Source organism: Streptomyces sp. CB02923 (genome assembly GCF_001905005.1).
Lineage (GTDB): Bacteria > Actinomycetota > Actinomycetes > Streptomycetales > Streptomycetaceae > Streptomyces.
The window spans coordinates 493025-516465 of record NZ_LWKZ01000027.1; the positions used below are offsets into that span (position 1 = coordinate 493025).

Consider the following 23441-nt stretch of genomic DNA (forward strand, 5'->3'; position numbering starts at 1 on the left):
GGGGAGGCTCCGGGATGGCGGTCACGGACGAGGCCATAGAGAAGATCAAGGCGATGATCGTCTCCGGTGCGCTGCGGCCGGGCGACCGGCTGCCCAGGGAGACCGAACTCGCCGCGGACCTGGGCCTGTCCCGCAACTCGCTGCGCGAGGCGGTGCGGGCCCTGTCGCTGATCCGCATCCTGGACGTCCGCCAGGGCGACGGCACCTACGTCACCAGCCTGGCCCCGCAGCTCCTGCTCGAAGCGCTGAGCTTCGTGGTGGACTTCCACCGCGACGACACGGTCCTGGAGTTCCTGGCCGTCCGCCGGATCCTGGAACCGGCCGCCACCGCGATGGCGGCCGGGCGCATCGCCCCGGCCGAACTGGACGACCTGGAAGCACAGTTGAACGCGCTGGGCCGGCATCCGTCGGTGGAGGACCTGGTCGCCCGGGACCTGGAATTCCACCGCCGGATCGTGGCCACCGCCGGCAACCCGGTGCTCTGCTCCCTGCTCGACGGCCTGTCGGGACCGACGACCCGGGCCCGCGTCTGGCGCGGGCTGACACAGAAGGACGCGGTGAGCCGTACCCTCACCGAGCACCGGGCGATCCTCGGCGCCCTCCGCGACCGGGACGCGGAGGCGGCGCGGTCCTGGGCGACGGTGCACATCGCCGGCGTGGAGCAGTGGCTGCGCTCGACGCTGTGAGGAAGGACGGCCCCCCGGAACCGCCCTCCCTCTCCCCCGCCCCGGTCAGACGGCGAACCCGCCGTCCACCGCGATCGACGCGCCCGTGATGTACCGGCCGCCCTCCCCCGCGAGGTGCGCCACGGTCGCCGCGATGTCCGACGGCTGCCCGTAGGACCCCAGCGACGTCAGCTGGGCCTGCATCGGAGCGCTCTCGCCGTCGGCCGGGTTCATGTCGGTGTCGATCGGGCCCGGGTGGACGAGGTTGGCCGTGATGCCGCGCGGGCCCAGTTCCCTGGCGAGGGTCTTGGTCAGGCCGGTGAGCGCGGCCTTGCTCGTCGCGTACAGCGAGCCGCCGGGGAAGGCGACGCGCTCGGCCATGCAGCTGCCGATGCCGATGATGCGCCCGCCGTCGGTCATGTGCCCCGCGGCGGCCTGCGCGGCCAGGAACGGCGCACGGACGTTGACGGCGAGGACACGGTCCACGTCCTCCGCCGCGATCCCCTCGATCGGCCCGAGCACGCCGACGCCCGCGTTGTTGACGAGGATGTCCAGCCGCCCGAACCGCCCCACGGTGCCGTCCACGGACGCCCGTACGGCAGCCGCGTCCGCACTGTCCGCGCGCACCGCCCAGGCCCGGCGCCCCAGCGCCTTGATCCGGGCCACCACCTCGTCGGCGCGCGCCTCCTCACTGCGGTAGGTGATCGCCACATCGGCCCCCTCGGCGGCGAGCCGCACCGCGACGGCCTCCCCGATCCCCCGGCTGCCGCCGGTCACCAGTGCCACCTTGCCGTCGAGCTGTGCGGTCGTCATGTCCGCCCCTTCACGTTCCTTGCGCGTGTCGCGCTGTATACCGAGTTGTGGTGATGTGTCGCCCTCGGCGACATGACTCGATACTCGTGTGTGACGGACGACGTGGCTGGCGGAATCCGGACGGTGTATCGGGGGGTACGGGTCGGGATCACCGGCGGTCCGTGTGGGCGTCGATGCGGTCGGTCACGGGTGGAGTCCGGCCCGGTCGGGGCGGTCGGGGCGGTCGGTCATGGACGCGTCCCGGGGTCGGCCGTGGGCAGCGGCAGGTCCGTGCCGAGTAGTCCGTGATCGGTGAGCGCCTGCCAGAGGGCGTCCGGGATGTCGTACGTGAACAGTTCGGCGTTCTCCCGGGCCTCCTCCGGTGACGCGGCGCCGACCAGGGCTCCGGCCACGGCGGGGTGGCCGAAGGGAAAGCGCAGGGCGGCGGCCTTGAGCGGCACGCCGAACTCCGCGCACACGGACGCGAGCCGCCGCGCGCGCTCCACCAGCGCGGCCGGTGCCGGTACGTAGTCGTACGGCGCGCCGGGTGACGGGTCGGCCAGCAGCCCGGAGTTGTAGACGCCGCCGACGACGACCGACGTGCCGCGGCGCGTGCAGACCGGCAGCAGGTCGTCGAAGGCGCTGCGGTCGAGCAGGGTCCAGCGCCCGGCGCACAGCACCACGTCCACGTCGAGGTTGGCGACGAACCGGGCCAGGGGGCCGCTGTGGTTCATGCCGAAGCCGATGGCGCCCACCACGCCCTGCGCGCGCAGTTCGGCGAGGGCGGGGAAGCCGGAGTCGTACGCCTCGGCCTCGCGCCCTTCGACGTCGTGCAGGTAGACGATGTCGACCGCGGGCACGCCGAGACGTTCCAGGGACGCGTCGAGGGTGCGGCGGATGCCGTCGCGGGTGAAGTCCCGGACGCGGGCGCGTGGCGGGGTGGCGGTGTAGCCCTGGCCGTCCACCGCCTCACCCGGCGCGAGGGGCCGCAGCCGCAGGCCGACCTTGGTGGACAGGACGTACGAGGCGCGGTCGCGGCCTGCCAGCGCGCGGCCGAGGCGCTCCTCGGACAGGCCGAGTCCGTAGTGCGGCGCGGTGTCGAAGTGGCGGACGCCGGTGTCGAGGGCGGCGCGCACGGTCTGCTGGGCGCGGTCCTCGGGGAGGGGCCGGTAGAGGTTGCCGAGGGGCGCGCAGCCCAGTCCGAGGGGCGGTACGGTCACGCCCGTACGGCCCAGCCTCCGTCGCCCGCGCGGTATGTACGCCATGTCCGCCTCCTCGGTCGTGCTGCTCAGCCCTGCTCCCCGGCCCTGCTCCTCGGTCCTGTTTCCCGGTCCTGTTTCTCGCCGCTGATGAAGCGGGAGATGACCAGGGCGACGACGATGATCAGGCCGGTCAGGAACTGCGTCCGCAGAGGTGATACCCCGCCCGGGGCATGACGTTGATGACGAGCTGGAGGGTCGGCACGTCGGTGAGTGCGCCGAAGAGCGTGCCGCGGCCGCCTTTGAGGCCAATGCCTCCGGTGGTGTCCGCGCGTGGCAGGTCGATCCCGCTTCGCCCGCTCCCGTACGGCTCGCGCTCCGGCCCGTACGCCTCAGGTGGCGGGGCGCAGCCGCAGGCCCTGCATCCCGCCGTCGACCGCGAGGGAGGTGCCGGTGATCCCGGAGGCCGCCGGGGACGCCAGGTGGACGATGGCGGCGGCCACTTCGCCGGCGGTGACCATGCGGCCGCCCGGCTGCCGGGCGTGCAGCGCGGCGCGCTCAGCAGCCGGGTCCGGCGCCCGGTCCAGCAGCCGCCCGATCCACGGGGTGTCGGCCGTACCGGGGTTGACGCAGTTGACGCGGATGCCCTCGCGGACGTGGTCGGCGGCCATGGCGAGGGTGAGGGCGAGGACGGCTCCCTTGCTGGCGCTGTAGAGGGCGCGCTGCGGGAGCCCGGCGGTGGCGGCGATGGAGCAGGTGTGGGTGATGGAGGCCCGGCCGGGGTGGGCGGCCGCGGTACGCCGCAGGTGCGGCAGGGCGGCCCGCGCGGTGCGCACCAGCCCCAGCACGTTGACGTCGAGGACGTGCCGCCATTCCTCGTCGGTGTTGTCCTCGACCGTGCCGGCGGCGCCGATGCCCGCGTTGCCGACGAGGGTGTCCAGTCCGCCCAGCGCGTCCACGGCCGTCGCGACGGCCGCCCGTACGGCGTCCTCGCCGGTCACGTCGGCCGTGACGGGCACGGTGCCGGGCGGCGCGCCCGCCGTGTCGCGGTCCAGTACGGCGACCCGGGCGCCGCGGCGCAGCAGCAGGGCGGCGGTGGCGGCGCCGATGCCGGAGGCGCCGCCGGTGACGATCGCCGCCATGCCCGCGAAGTCACGCCCCTCGGCAGGTCCCGGGGAGCCGTGGGTTCCGGGGGCTCCGGGGGCTCCGGGGGCTCCTGGGGCTCCTGGGGTTCCGGGGAGGGCGCTCATCCCCGGTCCTCCTGTCCGGCCCGCCACCCGGGCCCGTCCGGGAAGCGGTACGCGGCGACCGAGGCGGGCTTCATCCGGGCGGAGAAGCCGGGTGCGGCGGGCGCCCGGTAGCGGCCGCGCTCGACGACGGCCGGGTCGGTGAAGTGCTCGTGGAGGTGGTCGACGTACTCGATCACCCGGTCCTCCCAACTCGCGGACACCGCCACGTAGTCGAACATCGCCAGGTGCTGCACCAGCTCGCACAGCCCGACGCCGCCCGCGTGCGGGCACACCGGCACGCCGTACTTGGCGGCGAGCAGCAGGATTGCCAGGTTCTCGTTGACGCCCGCCACCCGGGCCGCGTCGATCTGGACGAAGTCCACCGCCCCGGCCTGGAGCAGCTGCTTGAAGACGACGCGGTTGGCGGCGTGCTCGCCGGTGGCGACCTTGACCGGCTGGCCGGAGCGCACGGCGGCGTGGCCGAGGATGTCGTCCGGGCTGGTCGGTTCCTCGATCCAGTACGGCCGGTACGGCGCGAGCGCGGTCATCCAGCGCACCGCTTCGGCCACGTCCCAGCGCTGGTTGGCGTCGACCGCGATCCGCACGTCGGGTCCCACGGCCTCCCGTGCCAGCCGCAGCCGCCGCAGGTCGTCGTCGAGGTCGGCGCCCACCTTGAGTTTGATCTGCCCGAACCCGTCGGCCACCGCCTGCCGGGCCAGCCGTACGAGGGTGGTGTCGTCGTGGTCCAGCCAGCCGGGCGAGGTGGTGTACGCCGGGTACCCCTGGTCCCGGAGGCGGGCCGCGCGGGCGTCGCGGCCGGGCTCGGCGGCGCGCAGGATCGCCAGGGCCTCGTCCGGGGTCAGCGCGTCGGAGAGGTGGCGGAAGTCGACGAGGGAGACCAGTTCCTCGGGCGACATGGCGGCCAGGAACGCCCACACCGGCTGTCCGGCGCGGGTGGCGGCCAGGTCCCAGGCGGCGTTGACCAGTGCCCCGGCCGCCATGTGCGTCACGCCTTTCTCCGGGCCGAGCCAGCGCCACTGCGAGTCGTGGGTCAGGTCGCGGTGCAGGGCGGCCAGGCCGGCGGCGGTCGCGGGGGCCGGGCGGCCGGTCACGTACGGGGCGAGGGCCCGGATCGCGGCGGCGGCGAGGTCGTTGCCGCGGCCGATGGTGAAGCACAGGCCGTGGCCCCGGCCGCCGTCGGCGGTGTGCAGGACGACGTAGGCGGCGGAGTAGTCGGGGTCCGGGTTCATGGCGTCCGAGCCCTCGCGCCGCCGCGAGGTGGGGAAGCGGACGTCGTGGACCTCGACGCCCGTGACGGGTGCGGTGACGGCCATGCGTACGCCTCCAGGGAGGGGTGCGGACGAACATCGGACCTTTCCCGGACCTCCGATGTATAGCGCCGCGTCCGCGCCACCGTCCAGGGGGCGCGGCGGAGTTGCGCGCCGCCGTCCGAACCCGGGCGCGGGGCGGGGGTCGGCCGCCCCTGGGCGGCGGTCGGGGGCCGGGCCGGACGGAATCCGAACACGTCGGATGTATGCACACTCGTTCGTGCACAGGGGCTGCGTCGGGGTCCCACGGACGCCGTAGGCTGGGGGCGCACGCAATGGAACTGCTGCCGGTGACCGCCCCGAGGAGGCGGCGCCGGTCGGAAGGAGGCGCTGGGTGATCGAGCTCGACGGAGTTCCCGAGCTGATCGACCCGGTCATGGTGGCCGCGTTCGAGGGCTGGAACGACGCCGGCGACGCCGCCTCCGCCGCGGTCGCGCATCTGGACCGGGAGTGGAAGGGCGAGGTGTTCGCCGCGCTGGACGCGGAGGACTACTACGACTTCCAGGTCAACCGGCCGACGGTCTGGCTGGACGGCGGTGTCCGCAAGATCACGTGGCCCACGACGCGGCTCTCCGTCGTCCGGATCGCCGACGCGAACGGCAAGGGCAAGCCGCGCGACCTGGTGCTGGTGCGCGGCATCGAGCCCAGTATGCGCTGGCGCTCGTTCTGCAACGAGATCCTGGGGTTCGCCCACGAGTTGGGCGTGGAGATGCTGGTGGTGCTGGGCGCGCTGCTCGGCGACACCCCGCACACCCGGCCGGTGCCGGTCAGCGGGGTCACCTCCGACCCGGACCTGGCCCGCACGATGGACCTGGAGGAGACCCGGTACGAGGGCCCGACGGGCATCGTCGGCATCCTCCAGGAGGCGTGCACCCACGCGGGCGTCCCGGCGGTCAGCCTGTGGGCGGCGGTGCCGCACTACGTCTCGCAGCCGCCGAACCCGAAGGCGACCCTCGCGCTCCTGAACCGCCTGGAGGACCTGCTCGGCCTGCGCATCCCGCTGGGCGAGCTGAGCGAGGACGCCCGCGCCTGGCAGCTGGGCGTGGACCAGCTGGCGGCCGAGGACAGCGAGGTCGCCGAGTACGTCCAGTCGCTGGAGGAGGCGCGGGACACCGCCGAGCTGCCGGAGGCGTCGGGCGAGGCCATCGCCCGGGAGTTCGAGCGCTACCTGCGGCGCCGGGACCCGCAGGCCGGGCCCGGCCTGGCCACCGAGGGCGGGCTGGCCGACGGCCGCGACGGCTCGTACCTGCGGGACACGGCGAGCGGCCGCACCCGCCCGCCCAAACCGGCACACATGGAGCCGAAAGAGGCCAAGGAGTCCAAAGAGTCCAAGGACCCCAAGGACTCCGGAGAGCCCGCGGATTCCAGGGACTCCGGCGACTCCCCGGAACCCGGCGCGCCGAGCCGCGAGCCGCGTGACTCCCGCGAGTCCGGCGGCTCCGCGGACGCCAAGGGCGCCGAAGAGGGCTCCCCGGACGACTCCGAGGAATGACCCCCGCGGGGGCGGCCTCCGGGTCGTCCCCTAAGGCGGGGCAGGGGCGGGTTCCTCCTCACCGGTGATCCCCGGCGCGTCCGTGTCCGTAAAGCTGTTGTTCGTCTTCGTACGAACGAGCTACGGCTCGCCCACCGCTGGGAGCCCCCATGCGTACACGCATACATACCGTCGCCCTGGCCACGGCCCTATCCGCCGCGCTCGTCACGGGTATCGCCGTGGTACCGGCGGCCGCGTCGGGCGGGGCGCCCGGTGGGCACACGGCGGCGTTCGCGCGGCAGACCGGCCCGGACGCCGAAGCGCTCGGACGGGCGCTGCGCGGGCTGCCGGACCAGGACGCGACCGCGGCGCTGGTGCGCGTGGGCGGGCAGGGCAGCTGGCGCGGCAGCGCCGGTGTCCGCGATCTGACGACCGGGCGCGGGCCGCTGGAGAACGCCCGGTTCCGCGCGGGCTCCACCACCAAGGTCGTCACCTCGGCGATCGTGCTCCGGCTCGCCGCCGACAAGAAGATCGACCTGGACGGCACGGTTCAGGAGTACCTGCCCGGACTGCTGACGGACGCGTTCGAGCCCATCACCGTGAGGCAGTTGCTCACCTTCACCAGCGGACTGCAGCCGGGGGCGTCCCTCGGCCCGTCGGACGCCGAGGGGTACGAGAACCGCTTCAAGACGCTCACCCCGCGGGCCGTCGTCGCGGCGTCCGTCGCCAAGGGCCCCTACCGCGGTGCCGGTGAGGGGCCGGGCAGGAAGCAGCGCTACGCCAACATCGACTACACCGTCCTCGGGATGCTGATCGAGAAGGTCACCGGCGACACGTACGAACACCAGGCCTGGACCCGTGTCCTGCGGCCCGCCGGAATGCGGCACACCTCGTTCCCGGGCGGACCCGACCCGCGTATCCACGGCCCGCACCACCGGGGTTACCAGCGGCTGGCGAGCGGCGAGGTCGTGGACGCGACCGAGTGGAACATGTCGGACCGGTGGGCGGCAGGCGACATGATCTCCACCACTGCCGACCTGGAGAAGCTCCTCTTCGCGCTGTTCAGAGGCGAACTCGTGCCCCAGCCACTGCTGGAGAAGGAGATGTTCACGCTGCCGGACGTCAAGGGCGCCCAGCTGAGCGCGGGGCTCCAGCGCTACGACGCCGGTGACGGGCGGGTCGCCTGGGGCAAGAGCGGCGGCCGCCCCGGCTACAACACCTTCCTCGCGGCCACGCGGGACCTCTCCAGGACCCTGGTGTATTCCGTCAATTCGGTCGACGCCAAGGGCGAGGCGATGAACCCGGTCGCCGCGCGCATCGTACGGGCCGCGTTCTCCGTACCGGACAAGAGCTGAGGCGGGCGCTGAGCCAAGCACTGAGCTGGGCGCTGAGGCGGGCATTGAGGCAAGCGCTGAGGCGGGCACGGCTGGGCGTCGACAGTCGACCACCGCGCCCCCTCCCTCGCCCGGCCCACCGTGGCGTCATCCCGGCAGTGACAGTGCGGTGTACGGGGTCGAAGGCCTCGGCGGCACCCCGCACCGGGAGTTGGGCACACACAGCTGCGTACGCGACCAGTCCACCGCCGGTCGGCCCGGAAAGTCCAGGCCCGGGTCGGTGAGGCGGCCGACGGTCGTGCTGCCGGTGGCGGGGGCGAGGCGCAGGACGTCCACCGCGTTCTGCCGCGGCTGGACGACGTAGAGGCGGCTGCCCAGAGTGCGCAGCCCCTCGCCGCCGCACAGCGACGGCCCGTGGTGCGGTATCCGCTGAGCGCTCCCCGTCTTCGGGTCGACCCGGTACAGCGCTCCGGCCGCGGCGTTGAGGACGATCAGGCTGCCGTCGTCCGCGTACGTGATGCCGGTGGCCGTGGGGCCGTCGCCCTGCACCCACTCCCCCGTCAGCGGCAGGGTGACGATGCCGCCGGGCGGGGGCGGGAGGGAGCCGGAGGGGCCGTACGGCAGCAGGTGGAGCTGCGGGCGGCCGGCGTCGGTGACGCAGTGCCCGGGGCCGTACCCGATCAGGTCGCCCGCGTACGTCCCCTCGCCGCCGAGGGGGTAGACGCCGCGGACCTCTCCGGTACCGCCCTCGACCACGCGCAGCTCGCGGGCCGCGCCGCCCGCGATGAACAGCGAGTTCTGCCAGTTGACCCGGAGGGCGACCGCCGGGCTGCCGGTGCCCCGGTGGACGAGGGCTCCTTCCCCGGTGGCGGGGTCGATCCGGTGGACCGAGCCGTCGCGGAGCGAGCCGAAGTAGAGCAGGTTGAACCGGCCGTCGCCGGCGCAGCCCGGCTGGAAGCCGTCGGGGAGCCGGAAGACCGTACGGCCGGGCGCGGCAGCCGTACGGGCGCGGGCCGCGGCGGGTGCGGTGGCCGCGAAGGCCGCTCCGGCTCCCAAGGCGGCGGCGAGCAGCCTCCGTCGGGGCAGGGCACGTCCGGCCGATGCGTGTCCGGCCGGTGTGCGCCGGGCCGTGCCGCCCGTCATAGGCGGTCCACCGCGACGGCGGTGTACGTCGTGGTCGGCAGCGGCGGGTTCACGTCGAAGCGGGCGTTGGGCAGGTAGATGCGGTCGCCGAACGCGGCGGCGGTGGTCGGTATCTGGAAGCGCGGGTCGGTGATCCGGGCGATGGCGCGGCCGCGGGTGCCGCTGCGGTTCAGGCGCAGGACGTCCACGGCGTTCTGCGCCTGCTGCACGACGTACAGGTCCCGGCCCAGGAGCAGCAGTCCGTCCCCGTTCACGAGCGGCGGGCCGGTGTGCGTCACCCGGCGGGCGTCCCCGGTGCGCGGGTCGACGCGGAAGAGCACGCCCGCGTAGGAGTTGACCACGAGCAGCGCGGTCCTGTCCGGAGTGGGTTCGATGCCGTTCGCCGTGAAGTCAGGGCCCTGCACCCACTCCCCGGTCAGCGGCAGGGTGCGGATGCCGTCGGGGCCCGGCAGTTCGCCGTGCCGTCCAAAGGGGAGCACGTAGAGCTGGGGGCGGAAGGAGTCGGTGAAGAAGGCGGCGCCCGGGGCGAGGAAGACGTCGTTGACGAAGTTCCGGCCGTCCCCGGCCGCGTAGGTGGCCAGGACGGCGCCGCTGCGGGTGGCGATGACGCGGGCGGTCCCGGGGCCGCCCGCGACGAACAGCCGCCCCCGCCGGTCGGTCCGCAGGCCGATGGACTGCCGGCCCGCGCCGAGGCTGCCGGTGATCAGCCGGCCCCGGCCGGTGGCCAGGGCGGCGCGGTACACGGAGCCGTTGGCCAGGGAGCCGAAGTAGGCGTACGGTCCCGGGCCGATGGCGATGCCCTCGGGCTGGAACCCGTCGGGCAGGTGGATCGTGGTGGGCCATCCGCCGGCCGCGCGGGCCGGTGCGCCCGGCGGTCCGAGTACGGTGCCGGCGGCCAGTGCCGTACCGGTGGCGAGCAGTCTTCGGCGGGGCAGGGAACGAGGCATGGCGCGCGTCCTTCCTGCGGAAGTCCTGGGACCGTTCAGCCCAGCACACCTCCGTACCCGCCGTCCGCCGCATCGGCACCTCTTCACAAGCGAACCGGGGCGCTCCCTCGCCGAGAGGGAGCGCCCCGGGGGGACGGAGAGCGACGGACCGTTTCTTCGCGGCGGTCCGTCAGGGGGTCACAGGGCGACGCCGAGCAGCGCGTCCACGGCGCGCGAGACGAGGCCGGGGGCGCCCTCGTCGCTGCCGCCGTCCGTCTGCTGCGCGGCGGCCCAGCGGTCGACGGCGGCGAGCGCGGCCGGCGAGTCCAGGTCGTCCGCCAGCGCCGTACGGATCTCCTCCAGCAGCGCGTCGGCCGACGGCCCGTCCGGGCGGGAGACCGCGGCACGCCAGCGCGCCAGCCGCTCCTCGGCCTCCGCCAGGACCGCGTCCGTCCACTCCCAGTCGGCCCGGTAGTGGTGCGAGAGCAGGGCCAGGCGGATCGCCGCCGGGTCCGTGCCGTCGCGCCGCACCTTGGAGACGAAGACGAGGTTGCCCTTGGACTTGGACATCTTCTCGCCGTTCAGGCCGACCATGCCGGCGTGCACGTACGCCTGGGCGAAGGGGTGTTCGCCGGTCAGGGCCTGCGCGTGCGAGGCGCCCATCTCGTGGTGCGGGAAGGCGAGGTCGGAGCCGCCGCCCTGCACGTCGAAGCCCATGCCGAGGTACCGCAGGGCGATGGCGACGCACTCGATGTGCCAGCCCGGCCGGCCGCGGCCGAGCGAGGCGCCGTCCCAGCTGGGGTCGCCGTCGCGGGCGGCCATCCACAGCATCGGGTCGAGCGGGTTCTTCTTGCCGGGGCGCTCCGGGTCGCCGCCGCGCTCGGCGGACAGCACCCGCATCGCCTCGGCGTCGAGCCGGGAGACGTCGCCGAAGTGCCGGTCGGCCTCGACGGAGAAGTAGATGTCGCCTTCGAGCTCGTAGGCGGCGCCGCTGTCGCGCAGGCGCTCGACCATGGGGACGATCCACGGTATGGCCTCGACGGCGCCGACGTACTCGCGCGGCGGGAGCATCCGCAGGGCCGTCATGTCCTCACGGAACAGGGCGGTCTCGCGCTCGGCGAGGGCGGTCCAGTCGTCGCCGGTGGCCAGCGCCCGCGCCAGAAGCGGGTCGTCGACGTCGGTGACGTTCTGCACGTAGTGCACCTGGCGCTTCGTGTCGAGCCACACGCGCTGGACCAGGTCGAACGCGTTGTAGGTCGCCGCGTGCCCCATGTGGGTGGCGTCGTACGGCGTGATGCCGCAGACGTAGATACGGGCGACGGGACCGGGGGCGAGGGTCACCCGTCCGCCGGTCGCGGTGTCGTGGATCCTCAGGTCGCGGCCCTGGCCGGGCAGGGCGGGGACCTCAGAAGCGGGCCATGCATGCATGTCTTGAGCGTAACCGGATGCACGTTCCGCATACGAACCGGACCTCTGATCTTGGCCGAGAAGACACTCTTGCGCCGGACGGCGCCCTGTGCTGCCCAGAGCGCCCACGGGGCCGGGTGGGGCATGCGGGTCCTCCGGTGCGGCGTCCGCCGCCCCAGCGGCCGCCAGGGGCCCGTACGGACGTCCCTCAGACCGGCGGCCAGGGAATCGGCGGCCAGTCGCCGCCCGGCCGCGGGTGCACTCCGGTGCGCAGCAGGTCCGCCACACGGGCGCGCAGCGCCGCCAGCTCGGCGGCGGTGATCAGCCCGGCCAGCCGGGCGGCGAGCGGAGCGTCCTCCTCCAGCGCCGTGGCGAGCCGCCCCAGCACCTCGCGGGCCTCCTCGGTCAGCGGCTCGCCCGCCCAGCCCCACAGGAGCGTGCGCAGCTTGTCCTCGGCGTTGAAGGTCACGCCGTGGTCGATGGCGTAGAGCCGGCCTCCGTCGGCGGGCAGCAGGTGGCCGCCCTTGCGGTCGCCGTTGTTGATGACGGCGTCCAGGACCGCGAGGCGCCGCAGCCGCTCGTCGTCGGCGTGTACCAGAAGGGCCGTGCGTCCTTCGCCGACCTCGGCGAAACCCACCGGCTTCCAGCCGGGTCCCGGCTCGTCCTCCTCGACCAGCGCCAGCAGCTCCGCGCCCTCGGGCGCCACCTCGATCCACTCCTGGACCATGCCCTGCCCGTACGGGCCGTCGCGCAGCACGGTGGTGGGGACCAGGTCCCAGCCGGTGGCCCGGGACAGCTCGTACGCGGCGACCTCGCGCTGGGCGAGGGTGCCGTCGGGGAAGTCCCACAGGGGGCGCTCACCGGCGACGGGCTTGTAGACGCAGGTGCCGGTGGCGCCCTCGTGGGTGACCGTGCAGTACAGGACGGCGTTGGACGCCTCGCGGACCTGTCCGCGTACGGTCAGCTCGCCGTGGGTGAGCGCGTCGGCGGTCAGCCGCCCGGCGGTCCGGGCGGATATGCCGCCGTTCCCGCCGCCGTCCGCCGGACCGTCCGGGCCGTCACCCGTACGGGCGTCCGCCGCCCGGCCGGCCGGTCCGCCGCCGGCCGTCACCGTTTCCTCCCCCGGCATCACGCGTCCCGCCGGTATCCGTTCTGACGCGGGCATACGTGTCCTTCCGGGTCGAGCGGCAGGCTGCACAGGGGGCAGGGCGGGCGCCCCGCGTTGACGACTTCCAGGGCCCGCTTGGCGAAGGAGCGGGCCATCGTGCCGGTGAGGCGGACGCGCAGCATCGGCGGGCCGTTCTCGTCGTCCTGGAGCAGCCGCTCCTCGGCCTCGGCGAGGTCCTCGTCCGTGTCGGCCTCCAGCTCGACCAGCGCCTGGGCCTCAATGACCATGCGCTGCTCGTCGCCGTCCCAGGCGAGCGCCATCGTGCCGACCCGGAACTCCTCCTCGACCGGTGAGTCCAGCGGATCGGTGTCGGACAGTTCGGTGGGGGCGACCGCGGGGACGGGCGCGTTGCCGCCGCTGCGGCGCACCACCTCGTCCAGCAACTCGTCGATACGCTCGGCGAGCGCGGCGACCTGGGTCTTCTCCAGCGCGACACTGGTGGTGCGGCCGGAAGCCGTCGCCTGGAGGAAGAAGCTACGGCGGCCAGGCAGCCCGACCGTACCGGCCACGAAGCGGTCCGGCGCGTCGTAGAAGAACACCTGACGGGACAACGTCCTGCTCCGTTTGCTCGACTGCGGGGTCACTGTGGTCGCTGCGGTTCCTGTGGGTCTGGCTTCCGGATGCGGAACGCAGGAGGTGTGGCAGGCAGCGCCGTCGCCCCACCCTACTGCGCCCGCTGATCACGATCCGCCCGCGCCGCCGCCGACGGCCGCGTCCCGGTCGTCCGCCGCCGAGCTGCCGTCCGCCCGCGGTGCCAGCCCGCCGAAGTCGCCGGTGTCGCCGAGGCGTACGACGTAGGGCCGCAGCCGGGTGTAGCGGATCGCGGTCAGCGAACAGGGCTCGACCGAGATCCGCTGGAAGAGGTCGAAGTGGAGGCCGAGGGCGTCGGCGACGAGCGCCTTGATGATGTCGCCGTGCGAGCACATCGCGTAGACCGCTTCGGGGCCGTGCGCGGCCGCGATCCGCTCGTTCCAGTCGCGCACCGCGTCCACGGCGCGGGCCTGCATGCCCCGCATCGACTCCCCGCCGGGGAAGGCCGCGGCGGACGGGTGCTGCTGGACGACCTCCATCAGCGGCTCGTCGTTGAGTTCGGCCAGTTTGCGGCCCGACCAGTCGCCGTAGTCGCACTCGGTGACGCGGTCCTCGGTGTGCAGCGGCAGACCGGGCCGGGCGTCGAGGAGGGGCTGCAGGGTTTCGCGGCAGCGCTGGAGCGGGCTGCTCACGGCGGCGGCGAGCGGCAGGTCCGCGAGGCGGCCGGGGAGCGCGGCGGCCTGCGCGGCGCCCCGCTCGTCGAGGGCCACTCCGGGCATGCGCCCGGCGAGCAGGCCGGACGTGTTGGCGGTGGAGCGGCCGTGCCGCACCAGGATCAGCGTGGGCATGGCAGCCAGCCTACGTTCCCGGAGCGGCGGCACCGGACGCGGGACCGGCGCACGGAACCGGCGCACGGCGCGGGCAGCCCGCCGGTGTACCCCGCGCTCCTGGCACGACGCGGCACGGCGAGTGACAATTCCCCGTGTGATCGTCGACTGCGCCATCTACCGGGACGGCCGCCGCACCGAGGGGCCGGAGGACTTCTCCGACGCCCTCGAAGCGGCGCGCGCCGAAGGTCACTCGTTCCTGTGGCTCGGGCTGCACGAGCCCACCAGGGAGGAGTTCGACCATGTCAGCAGGGAGTTCGGGCTGCACCCGCTCGCCGTGGAGGACGCGCTCAAGGCGCACCAGCGGCCGAAGCTGGAGGTGTACGACGACTCCCTGTTCATGGTGCTCAAACCGATCTCCTACGACGACGCGGCGGGCTCCGTCTCCGCCAGCGAGCTGATGATCTTCCTCGGGGACTCCTTCGTCGTGGTCGTCCGGCACGGTGCGGCCAGTCCCCTCGCCGCCGTACGCCGGCGCCTGGAGCACGAACCGGACGTGCTGCGGCACGGCCCCACCGCGGTGCTGTACGCGGTCAGCGACGCGGTCGTCGACCACTACATCGAGGTGGCGGCGGAACTCCAGGTGGACCTGGAGGAGTTGGAGGCGGAGGTGTTCGCGCCGTCCCGGCCGGACACCAACAACACCGCCGCCGCGATCTACGCGTTCAAACGCGAGGTGCTGGAGTTCCGGCGGGCCACCAACCCGCTGCTGGAGCCGATGCTGCGGCTGCAGAACCCCGGGGTGCCCTTCGTGCACGACGAGTCCCGCCCCTTCTTCCGGGACGTCGGCGACCACCTCACCCGCGCCAACGAGTCCGTCGAGGGCCTGGACCGGCTGTTGTCGGACATCCTCAGCGCCCACCTGGCGCAGATGGGCGTGCGCCAGAACGACGACATGCGCAAGATCTCCGCCTGGGCGGCCCTGGCGGCCGTACCGACGCTGATCGCGGGCGTCTACGGCATGAACTTCGAGCACATGCCCGAGCTGAAGTGGAGCTGGGGTTACTACGGCATCCTGCTGCTGATGGTGACCATCGAGCTGCTGCTGTACCGCACGTTCAAGCACCGCGGCTGGCTGTGAGGGCGGCGTGCCCCGGACCGTCGGTGGCGTGCTCCGGGGCGTGAGCGCCCGCGTACCCCGAGGCGTGAGCGCCGGCGTGCTCCGGGCCGTGAGCGCCGTGCCTCAGACGCATTCCGGCGCCGAGGCGGCCGGGCCGCCGCCCAGCGCGTCGCGCCGCTCCGGGAGGCGCAGCGAGACCATCCGGCGCCGGCCGGCGAGCCGCTCGTAGGCGTACGCCGCGCGGATACCGGCGGCGAGGGCGGCGGACTTCGCCCACGGCCAGCCCAGGATGCGCCCCATGTGCGCCATCACGGCCAGGCTGACGTCGCGGTGGACCTCGGCCTCGACGCGCGCCACGGCGCGCAGCGTGCGCCGGATCGCGGGGCCGTGGCCCTGCTCCGTCAGCCGCAGCAGCTCCTCGTGGCAGTAGGCGAGGTGGTTCTCCTCGTCGTGGGCGATCATCAGGATCGCCCTGCCGATGTCGGGGTGGCCGCCGAAGTGCCTCTTCAGCAGGTCCATCTGCTCGGCGGCGCGCTGCTCGGTGACCCGGCTGTGCGCGAGGTAGGTGACGATGTCCTGCTCGGTGAGCGGCTCGTCGCGGCGCAGCTTGTCGTGCGCCAGGCCGATGCCGCGGCGCTCCAGGAGGACGGTGTAGTCGGTGGCCGCGGGGACCGGGGCCGGGTCCAGGCCGCGTTTGCGCAGCAGGGCGTTGAACAGGCGGCCGTGCTTGTCCTCGTCGGCGCCGTGCCGGGCGACCTTGGGGGCCAGCGCGCGCAGCGAGCCGGGGATCAGGGCGGCGATCCGGCCGTTCTCCCAGCCGCCCTGCGCCTCGCCGCTGGCCGCGATGGAGCAGAAGAGCCGGTAGGACTCGTCGTGGTCGAGGATCTCCTGGAACAGGCTTCTTGCCGAGAGCACCGGGCCACCTCCGATACGCCGCATCCGCAAAAGAGAAGTAAAGGGCGGTACGGGGAAGGTGGCAACCGCGGCGTCGGCCATGTCGCCCGATCAGGTGACACACCGGACAGCCGGGAGGCGGACCGGAGCCGCGCCGGAGCACCGCGCCGTAACCACGCGGGCGGTGCCGGCGTTGTGCCGGGTGACGGCCGTGGCGGGGAAGACCCCCGAGCCCCCACCACGGCCGCAGGCTTGCCCGGACCGGGTTCCGACCCCGGCCCGGCGCCCCGGCCGTCCGGGCCCCGGGGGCACGCCCTACGCCAGTCCCGCGCGCTCCAGGGCCTCGGTGCCCGCCCGCAGCGAGGCGATCCGGTCCTCCAGCGTGAAGCCCGCGGGCGCCAGCGTCAGCGTGGTGACACCGGCCGCCGCGTACGCCTGCATCCGGTCCGCGATGCGCTCGACGGACCCCAGGAGCGTGGTCTGGTCGATCAGCTTCTGCGGGATCGCGGCCGCCGCGCCCTCCTTGTCGCCGGCCAGGTACTTGTCCTGGATCTCGGCGGCTTCCTTCTCGTAGCCCATGCGCTGCGCGAGCTGGTTGTAGAAGTTCTGCTTGCGGCTGCCCATGCCGCCCACGTACAGCGCGGTGTACGGGCGGAACATGTCGGCCAGCGCGCTGACGTCCTTGTCCTCGCCGACGGCCAGCGGCAGCGTCGGGCAGACGTCGAAGCCCTCCAGCGTCCGGCCGGCCTTCTCCCGCCCGGCCCGGATGTGCGTGATCGCCGTCTCCTCCAGGTGATCGGCGGAGGGGAAGATCAACAGCGCGCCGTCGGCGATCTCACCGGTCTGGGTGAGGTTCTTGGGGCCGATGGCGGCGATGTAGAGCGGGATGTGCTCGCGCTGCGGGTGCACGGTCAGCTTCAGCGGCTTGCCGGGGCCGCCGGGCAGCGGCAGCGTCCAGTGCTGCCCCTCATAGGACAGCCGCTCGCGGGTCATCGCCTTGCGGATGATGTCCACGTACTCGCGGGTGCGGGCCAGCGGCTTGTCGAACTTCACGCCGTACCAGCCCTCGGAGACCTGCGGCCCGGAGACGCCCAGGCCCAGGCGGAAGCGGCCGCCGGACAGCGAGTCGAGGGTGGCGGCGGTCATCGCGGTCATCGCGGGCGTACGGGCCGGGATCTGGAAGATCGCCGAGCCGACGTCGATGCGCTCGGTCTGGGCGGCGACCCAGGAGAGCACGGTGGGGGCGTCGGATCCGTACGCCTCGGCCGCCCAGCACACCGCGTAGCCGAGCCGGTCGGCCTCCTGCGCGACGGCCAGATTGTCCGCGTCCATCCCGGCGCCCCAGTAGCCGAGGTTGATCCCGAGCTTCATGCCGCTCCCCTTACTGATCAGTAACGTCGGTGTTCCGGGGACTCTAGCGCGGGGTGGCGCCGGACGTCACCGGCCGGTTGTCCACAGGCCGCCCGCGCGACGTGCCGACCGGTTGTCCACAGGTCCACCGACCCGGCCGACGGGCCAGTAATCTCAAGGTCCATGGAGCAAAGGCACCTCGGCCGTACGGGCCTGCGTGTGTCCCGTCTCGGCCTCGGCACCCTGACCTGGGCCAGGGACACCGACGAACACGACGCCGCCGAGCAGCTCAAGGCGTTCTGGGAGGCCGGCGGCACCCTCGTGGACACGGCGGACGTGTACGCGGACGGCGGCGCCGAGTACCTCCTGGGCCGGCTCTGCGAGGGGCTGGTGCCGCGCCGGGACCTGGTCATCGCGACGAAGGCGGGCAGCGTCCTGGACGCGGACCGCCGCGTCGACGGCTCCCGCCGCCACCTGCTGGACGCGCTCGACGCCTCGCTGGAACGTCTCGGCACGGACTACGTGGACCTCTGGCAGCTGCACGCCTTCGATCCGCACACCCCGCTCGAAGAGACCCTCCAGGCCCTCGACATCGCCGTCGCCACCGGCCGCGCGCGCTATGTCGGCGCCTCGAACTTCTCCGGCTGGCAGCTGGCCAAGGCCGCGACCTGGCAGCTGTCGGCCCCCACCCTGCGCACGCGCCTGGCCGGCACCCAGATGGAGTACTCCCTCCTGCAGCGCGGCATCGAGCGGGAACTGCTGCCCGCGGCGCGAGACCTGGGCGTCGGCCTGCTGCCCTCGTCGCCGCTGGGCCGCGGCGTGCTCACCGGCAAGTACCGGCACGCCACGCCGGCCGACTCCCGCGGCGCCTCGGAGCGGCTCGCGCCGTTCGTCGCCCCGTACCTGGACGACACGGCGGGCCGGATCGTCGAGGCCGTCACCACGGCCGCCGACGGGCTCGCCGTCACGGCTCTGCAGGTGGCTCTCGCGTGGGTGCGCGACCGGCCCGGAGTCGCCGCCCCGGTCGTCGGCGCGCGCACGGCGCAGCAGCTCAGAGCCGCGTTGTCAGTGGAGACCCTTAGTCTTCCTGACGAGATCTGCCGGGCCCTGGACGATGTCTCGGCCCCGGTGCACCACTACCCCGACCACGACTGGAGCACGCTGTGAGTACCGACCGTCTCTCCGACGAGGCCGCGCCCGAGCCCACCGCGCCCGGCCCGGAGGCCGCCCACGGAGAGGCCGCCGCGACGGGTGCCCCTGGGGCCGCCGGGACGGAGGATGACGCGGCCGGTCCCGCGGCGTACGCGGGTGCGGACGGTCCCGCGGCGGGGGCGGAAGCGGGTACGGATGGGCCCGCGGCGGGAGCGGAAGCGGGTACGGATAAGCCCGCAGCGGAAGCGGGCGCTGACGGTCCCGCGGTGGACGCGGGTGCGGACGGTGCTCGTGCGGCGGGTGGCGGGCGGCCTGCCGGAGGCGCGGCGACCGCCGCCGCGCTGGCGGCGGCCGTGCGGGCCGTGGAGAGCGGTGAGCGGTCGGCGGACTCGTTCTTCACCGAGCGTTCCCCCCGGACGGGCGGCACCGGCACGGCAGCGGGCGCCCGGAAGCCCCAGGGCGGCGTACCGGCTCCGGCGACGGGCGGCCAGGAGCGCAGCCCTCAGGAGCGCGGCGCACCGGAGCACAGCAGCCAGAGCGGACCGGCCGGTGGTCCGGCCGACGGTCCGGCGCAGCCCGCTGCCGGGCCGGGCCGGGACAGCGCCCCGGACCACACCCGCCCGGCCCCGGGCGGTGACGGCGGCGGCCGCCCCGCACCCGCCGCGCACACCGCGGATCATCCGGCCACGACGGCGGACCTGGCCCCCGGCCTCGACGGCGTACGGCAGGTGCTGACGGCGGGCGGCGCCCCGGAGGCGCTGGCCGCGAAGGCCGCCGAGACGCTCGGTGAGCGCGCGGCGGAGGCGCTGCGCGAGGACCCGTGGCAGCTGCTCGCCGTGCCGGGCGTCCGCCCCGAGCAGGCCGACGGCTTCGCGCGGGCGCTGCTCGGCCCGGCCTGCGGGCCGGACGACGACCGGCGCGCGCAGGCCCTGGTCGGCTGGCTGCTGGAGCAGGCCGCGTTGGCGGGGCACTCCGCGCTGGAGGCGCCCGCGCTGCGCGCCGCGCTCGCCCAGCGCTCCGTACCGGACCCGGACGAGGCCCTGCAGACGGCCATCGCCGAGGGGGCCGTCCTGGTCTTCCAGGACGCCGTCGAGACGCCCGGCGGATCCCGCCCGGCGGCCGACGACGAGGACGCGGAGCAGCCGGTCCAGATCCTGCTCGGCCTCGACCGGTTCGCCATGGCGGAGGAGAGCGTCGCGGACGGCCTGGCCCGGCTGCTCAACGCTTTCGAGGCGCCCACCGACGCCGAGGAGCCCACCGACACCGACGACGCCGCCATCTCCGAGGACGACGGCGCCGCTGCGGACAACGCCGGGCAGACCGCGGACGGCGCGCCGGAGCCGACCGCCGGCGTCCAGGCCCAGGACGCGCAGAGTGTTCGAGATGCGCAGAGTGTTCAAGCCGCGCAGGACGTCCAGGCCGCGCAGGACGACGTCCAGGCCGCGCGGGACGTCCAGAACTCCCAGGACACCCAGGACACCCACCACTCCCAGGAAACCCACCACTCCCAGAACGCCCAGAACGCCCCGGACGAAGGCGCCCCCGTACGGCCCGTGAGGCAGCCCTCCACGGCCGCGTGGGAAGCCGCCGCGGCTGCCGCCCCCTCCCCCTCCGCGGCGGAGCTGGTCCGGGCCGCGGCCCGCAGCGGCCTGGTCGCGCACACCGGCGCCGAGGCCGCGCGCGCCGAGCCCGCCGCCCTGATCGCCGCGGCCCGCGCGCTCGGCCTGCGGGCGTGCGGCGCCACGCACACCGCGGACGGCCGTGCCCGCCTGGCCCGGCACCTCGCCGAGGCCACCGACGCGTACACCGGCCTCGCCGCGGCTCCCGCTCCCGGCGACGTCGCCGGGGCCGCCGTCACGCTCTCCGGGCTGCTGGCCGGCCGCGAAGGGCCCGGCCGGGACGCGGACGGCGCGCTCGCCCTGGACCTGCTCGTCGTCCTGGACGCGCCGCAACTGGACCTGGAGACGGCCGCGATGCTCGTGGAGTCGCTGACCGACGGCGCCCGGCTGGTGCTCAGCGGCGATCCCGGCGTGCTGTGGTCGGCCGGTCCCGGCCGGCTCTTCGCGGACGTGCTCGCCGCCCGCTGCTGCCCCCAGGTCGCCTCCCGCACCCCGGACTTCGGGCCGGTCGGCGAGCTGGTTTCGGGCATCGGCATCGGCGAGCTGAACCAGGTCGAGGCGCCCGGCAAGGAAGTGGTGATCGTCCCGGCGCGCGATCCGGGCGAGGCGGTGCACCGCACCGTCCAGCTCGTCGCCGACTCGGTCCCCCGGGCGATCGGCGTGCCAGCCGAGCAGACGCAGGTCATCACCGTCGGCCATGGCGGCGCCGCGGGCACCCGCGCGCTGAACGCGGCTCTCAAGGACCGCCTCAATCCCGGCCCCGGCCGGTTCGGCGGCTTCGACCCGGGCGACCGCGTCGCCTACTCGCCCGCCCCCGGCCGTACGGTCACCGGCAGGGTCACCGGCGCCGACGCGGCCGGACTGCACCTGGACTGCGCCGGCTCCCCCCTGGTCGTACCGCGCGAGCGGGTCAGCCCGGACACGGTCCGCCACGGCTGGGCCGTCACCGCCCACCAGGCGGCCGGATCACGCTGGCCGGCCGCGGTGGTCGTCCTGCCGGGGGACGCGGCCAAGGGGCTCACCCGTGCCTGGGTCTACTCCGCCTTCAGCCGCGCCGAGCGCCATCTGTCCGTCGTACAGGGCGTGGACCAGGCGCTGCCGCGCGCGGTGGCGGAGATCCCGGCCAAGGAGCGCACCACCCGCCTGCGGACGCTGCTGCGGCTGCAGGCGGCCCAGGCCGCGGCGGACGCCCTGGCCGGCTGATTCCCGTACCGCCCGGTGCCGGGGCGACGCGCGCCGACGCGCCGCCCCGGCACCGTCACGCGCCTGCCCCGCGGGGCGTCCGTGCGCTCACCGCTCCCCGTCGAGCGGCTCCAGTACGTCGTCGTCATCGGCGTCGGCGCCCAGGTCCTCGTCGAAGACGGAGCTGACGTCGAAGCGGCACACCACCCGCTGCGGGTCGGTCTGGTCGAACGGCGCGGACAGCCACTCCCCCGGCTCGGGCGTCTCGTCGGCGGCGACCACCCACAGGGTGGAGTCGCCCTCCTCCAGACCGAACTCCTTGTGCCGGGTGGCGATCTCGTCCGGTTCGAATTCGCCGAAGAGCACCCCCAGCGCCGCGTGCACGCTGCTGCCGACCACGCCGGCCACCGAACCCGTACCGCCGTTGACCACCCTGGCCTCGGCCGCGGCGTCGGCGGCCGACTCGGGGTCGAGGTCGGCGATCCGCTGGGCCTGTGACAGCAGCCGCTGGGGTTCGACCACCGCGTAGTCGCGCCGGATCAGCACGCTCAGCGCGCTGGGTTCCTCCGGTCCCGCGTAGGCGGGCAGCGTGTCGTTGCCGGGGATCTCGAAGGGAGTGACCTCGTCATAGGTGTCGTACAGCAGCTCGTCGTACGCCTCAGCCGCCGCGGCGAGTTCGTCGAACGCGGCATAGACGGCGGGGTCGTCCTGGCCCGAGCGGTGTTCGACCGCGTCGAGGTGACGGTCCAGCGCGGCTTTGACCGCCTCGGCGGCGGCACGTACCTCGGCAGCGGAAGGCTGCGCAGCATCAGACATAGTGCAGACGCTATCCGTACCGGGGCGGGTCCCGCACAATAGATGCGATGCCGGAATACGAATTCTGCGATGTGTATGTGCCGCGAGGGGTCTCCCGCAAGGCCGCCACACGCCTGCTGACCGACCATGCCGAGTACGGACACTGGGAGTTGGACCGCCTGCGCCTGAACCCTGACGGCAGCCGCCGGGTGCGGCTGCGCCGCCGGATCATCCGCCAGCTCCGGGCGACCTGGTGAGCGGCCACGGCAGGCCCGGACACGACGGAGCGGGCCCCGCCGGCGCGGGGCCCGCTCCGTCGTACCGGCCTGACGTCGCGGCCGGCCCGGTCGGTGACCGGCCGTCACCGCAGGGGCCCGTGCGGTGCGCCCGGCGGCCGGACCGGCCCCGTCCGCCGCGCCTGCGGGCCGTCGCCGCGCCTGCGGGCTGTCAGGCCCGTGCGGAACGCGCGCGGCGGTAGAGCACCGCCCCGCCGATCAGCAGGCCCGCACTCGCCGGCAGCGCGAAGCCGAGCGCTCCCGCACCGGTCTGGGCGAGGTGCTCCGCACCCTGGGGGTCCCGGGGCGGGGTGACGAACTGCGTACGGGGTGTCGACTCCTCCTCCTGGGCCTGCGGTGCCCGCTCCTGCACGGCGCCCGCCGTGTCGGTCGTGTGCGGCCGGTGCCCCTGGGCCGGGGCCGCCGGTTCGCCCGCGCGGTCCTCGGCCGGGGTGCCGGGGCCGCCCGGGGTCCGCGGGTCCTCCTGGCCGCCGGACGGCCGCGGGTCCCGCGGGCCCGGGGAGCCCGGATGCGAACCGTGGTCGGTGCCCGTGCCGGTGCCGTCCCCGGTGCTGCTGCCGTTGCCCGCGCAGCCGTTGGAGTTGACGGCGTTGCCGAGGCCGACGACCGACACCGAGTTGCCGCAGGCGTTGACGGGCGCGTGGATCGGCGCCTGTACGTGGTTGCCCGAGCCGACGCCGGGCGATCCCTGCGCGGAGCCCTGCGCCCCCGACCCGCCGCCCTGCCCGTTCCCGCCGTGGCTCCGGCCGCCCGGGGAGCCGCCGTCGTTGTCGCAGTGATTTCCCATGGAGGGATTCAGCAGTCCGACGACGTTCGCGGAATTCCCGCAGGCTTGCACCGGGATGTGCACGGGGACTTGGGCGGCATTGCCGGCCAACACCCCCGGGGAATGCGCGGCATTCCCCTGCGCGCCGGAATCGGCGTGCGCGTAGCTGCCCGCGACGGCCAGTACGCCGCTCGCTGCCGCCATCGTGATCAGGCCCTTTTTCGCGACCTGTCGCATAGGTTCGCTC

At 74.5% G+C, this 23441-nt stretch carries 21 protein-coding genes and 1 pseudogene; 7 read left to right on the plus strand and 15 right to left on the minus strand.

What is annotated here, in order from left to right; all coding sequences use genetic code 11:
- Positions 1–14: 14 nt before the first annotated feature.
- Positions 15–686: a FadR/GntR family transcriptional regulator gene (locus A6A06_RS37095; protein WP_073767954.1), complete on the plus strand. Its 672-nt coding sequence runs from the start codon at positions 15–17 to the stop codon at positions 684–686.
- Positions 687–731: 45 nt separating this feature from the next.
- Here the strand turns inward: A6A06_RS37095 and A6A06_RS37100 are convergent, their stop codons facing one another.
- The 5 genes and pseudogenes from A6A06_RS37100 to A6A06_RS37120 all read right to left on the minus strand — a co-directional run bounded on the left by A6A06_RS37100 (position 732) and on the right by A6A06_RS37120 (position 5219).
- A complete protein-coding gene (locus tag A6A06_RS37100) occupies positions 732–1478 on the minus strand; it encodes an SDR family NAD(P)-dependent oxidoreductase (protein WP_073767956.1) in 747 nt (248 codons plus the stop codon).
- Positions 1479–1705: 227 nt separating this feature from the next.
- Positions 1706–2722 (minus strand): aldo/keto reductase, encoded by a 1017-nt coding sequence (locus A6A06_RS37105; RefSeq protein WP_073767958.1) that lies wholly within the window; start codon positions 2720–2722, stop codon positions 1706–1708.
- 23 nt (positions 2723–2745) lie between these two features.
- A pseudogene (locus A6A06_RS43355) lies at positions 2746–2987 on the minus strand (hypothetical protein); the annotation flags it as partial.
- Positions 2988–3048: 61 nt separating this feature from the next.
- The gene (locus tag A6A06_RS37115) at positions 3049–3798 is read right to left on the minus strand and encodes an SDR family NAD(P)-dependent oxidoreductase (protein ID WP_073767960.1); all 750 of its coding nucleotides are present in this window, start codon (positions 3796–3798) and stop codon (positions 3049–3051) included.
- Positions 3799–3902: 104 nt separating this feature from the next.
- On the minus strand, positions 3903–5219 hold the full coding sequence (locus A6A06_RS37120; RefSeq protein ID WP_073767961.1) for an enolase C-terminal domain-like protein: 1317 nt from the start codon (positions 5217–5219) through the stop codon (positions 3903–3905).
- A 328-nt stretch (positions 5220–5547) separates the two neighbouring features.
- On the opposite strand from A6A06_RS37120, the gene A6A06_RS37125 reads away from it, so the two are divergent.
- Positions 5548–6705 (plus strand): PAC2 family protein, encoded by a 1158-nt coding sequence (locus A6A06_RS37125; protein WP_073767963.1) that lies wholly within the window; start codon positions 5548–5550, stop codon positions 6703–6705.
- Between the two features lie 149 nt (positions 6706–6854).
- Complete coding sequence (locus tag A6A06_RS37130; RefSeq protein WP_079194608.1) at positions 6855–8039, plus strand: serine hydrolase domain-containing protein; 1185 nt, start codon at positions 6855–6857, stop codon at positions 8037–8039.
- Between the two features lie 126 nt (positions 8040–8165).
- On the opposite strand, the gene A6A06_RS37135 is transcribed toward A6A06_RS37130, so the two are convergent.
- The 6 genes from A6A06_RS37135 to A6A06_RS37160 all read right to left on the minus strand — a co-directional run bounded on the left by A6A06_RS37135 (position 8166) and on the right by A6A06_RS37160 (position 14041).
- Positions 8166–9161 carry a hypothetical protein gene (locus tag A6A06_RS37135; RefSeq protein WP_073767967.1) on the minus strand — a complete coding sequence of 332 codons (996 nt, stop codon included), beginning with the start codon at positions 9159–9161 and terminating at the stop codon, positions 8166–8168.
- Positions 9158–10108: a superoxide dismutase gene (locus A6A06_RS37140; RefSeq protein ID WP_073767969.1), complete on the minus strand. Its 951-nt coding sequence runs from the start codon at positions 10106–10108 to the stop codon at positions 9158–9160. Before A6A06_RS37140 ends, A6A06_RS37135 begins: the two co-directional genes overlap by 4 nt.
- A 177-nt stretch (positions 10109–10285) precedes the next feature.
- A complete protein-coding gene (gene mshC / locus A6A06_RS37145) occupies positions 10286–11515 on the minus strand; it encodes a cysteine--1-D-myo-inosityl 2-amino-2-deoxy-alpha-D-glucopyranoside ligase (RefSeq protein ID WP_073767971.1) in 1230 nt (409 codons plus the stop codon).
- A gap of 187 nt (positions 11516–11702) precedes the next feature.
- Entirely contained in the window at positions 11703–12659 is a 957-nt protein-coding gene (locus A6A06_RS37150) for an SCO1664 family protein (RefSeq protein ID WP_079194610.1), read from the minus strand.
- Positions 12623–13213 carry a DUF3090 domain-containing protein gene (locus A6A06_RS37155; RefSeq protein ID WP_073767973.1) on the minus strand — a complete coding sequence of 197 codons (591 nt, stop codon included), beginning with the start codon at positions 13211–13213 and terminating at the stop codon, positions 12623–12625. The genes A6A06_RS37150 and A6A06_RS37155 overlap by 37 nt, the downstream gene beginning before the upstream one ends.
- A gap of 129 nt (positions 13214–13342) precedes the next feature.
- Complete coding sequence (locus A6A06_RS37160) at positions 13343–14041, minus strand: histidine phosphatase family protein (RefSeq protein ID WP_073767975.1); 699 nt, start codon at positions 14039–14041, stop codon at positions 13343–13345.
- A gap of 127 nt (positions 14042–14168) precedes the next feature.
- Between A6A06_RS37160 and corA the strand changes: the two genes are divergently transcribed.
- A complete protein-coding gene (corA, locus tag A6A06_RS37165) occupies positions 14169–15161 on the plus strand; it encodes a magnesium/cobalt transporter CorA (protein WP_338015985.1) in 993 nt (330 codons plus the stop codon).
- A 102-nt stretch (positions 15162–15263) separates the two neighbouring features.
- Here corA and A6A06_RS37170 read toward each other — a convergent pair whose 3' ends face one another.
- Both A6A06_RS37170 and A6A06_RS37175 read right to left on the minus strand, forming a co-directional pair.
- Entirely contained in the window at positions 15264–16055 is a 792-nt protein-coding gene (locus tag A6A06_RS37170; RefSeq protein WP_073767979.1) for a hypothetical protein, read from the minus strand.
- Positions 16056–16349: 294 nt separating this feature from the next.
- Positions 16350–17405: an LLM class F420-dependent oxidoreductase gene (locus A6A06_RS37175; protein WP_073767981.1), complete on the minus strand. Its 1056-nt coding sequence runs from the start codon at positions 17403–17405 to the stop codon at positions 16350–16352.
- 162 nt (positions 17406–17567) lie between these two features.
- On the opposite strand from A6A06_RS37175, the gene A6A06_RS37180 reads away from it, so the two are divergent.
- Both A6A06_RS37180 and A6A06_RS37185 read left to right on the plus strand, forming a co-directional pair.
- Positions 17568–18551: an aldo/keto reductase gene (locus tag A6A06_RS37180; protein WP_073767984.1), complete on the plus strand. Its 984-nt coding sequence runs from the start codon at positions 17568–17570 to the stop codon at positions 18549–18551.
- Positions 18548–21358 (plus strand): helix-hairpin-helix domain-containing protein, encoded by a 2811-nt coding sequence (locus tag A6A06_RS37185; protein WP_073767986.1) that lies wholly within the window; start codon positions 18548–18550, stop codon positions 21356–21358. Before A6A06_RS37180 ends, A6A06_RS37185 begins: the two co-directional genes overlap by 4 nt.
- A gap of 87 nt (positions 21359–21445) precedes the next feature.
- Here A6A06_RS37185 and A6A06_RS37190 read toward each other — a convergent pair whose 3' ends face one another.
- Positions 21446–22153: a hypothetical protein gene (locus A6A06_RS37190; RefSeq protein WP_073767988.1), complete on the minus strand. Its 708-nt coding sequence runs from the start codon at positions 22151–22153 to the stop codon at positions 21446–21448.
- Between the two features lie 47 nt (positions 22154–22200).
- On the opposite strand from A6A06_RS37190, the gene A6A06_RS37195 reads away from it, so the two are divergent.
- The gene (locus tag A6A06_RS37195) at positions 22201–22389 is read left to right on the plus strand and encodes a DUF5703 family protein (protein ID WP_018537156.1); all 189 of its coding nucleotides are present in this window, start codon (positions 22201–22203) and stop codon (positions 22387–22389) included.
- 190 nt (positions 22390–22579) lie between these two features.
- Here A6A06_RS37195 and A6A06_RS37200 read toward each other — a convergent pair whose 3' ends face one another.
- The gene (locus A6A06_RS37200; RefSeq protein ID WP_073767990.1) at positions 22580–23431 is read right to left on the minus strand and encodes a chaplin; all 852 of its coding nucleotides are present in this window, start codon (positions 23429–23431) and stop codon (positions 22580–22582) included.
- Positions 23432–23441 lie beyond the last annotated feature (10 nt).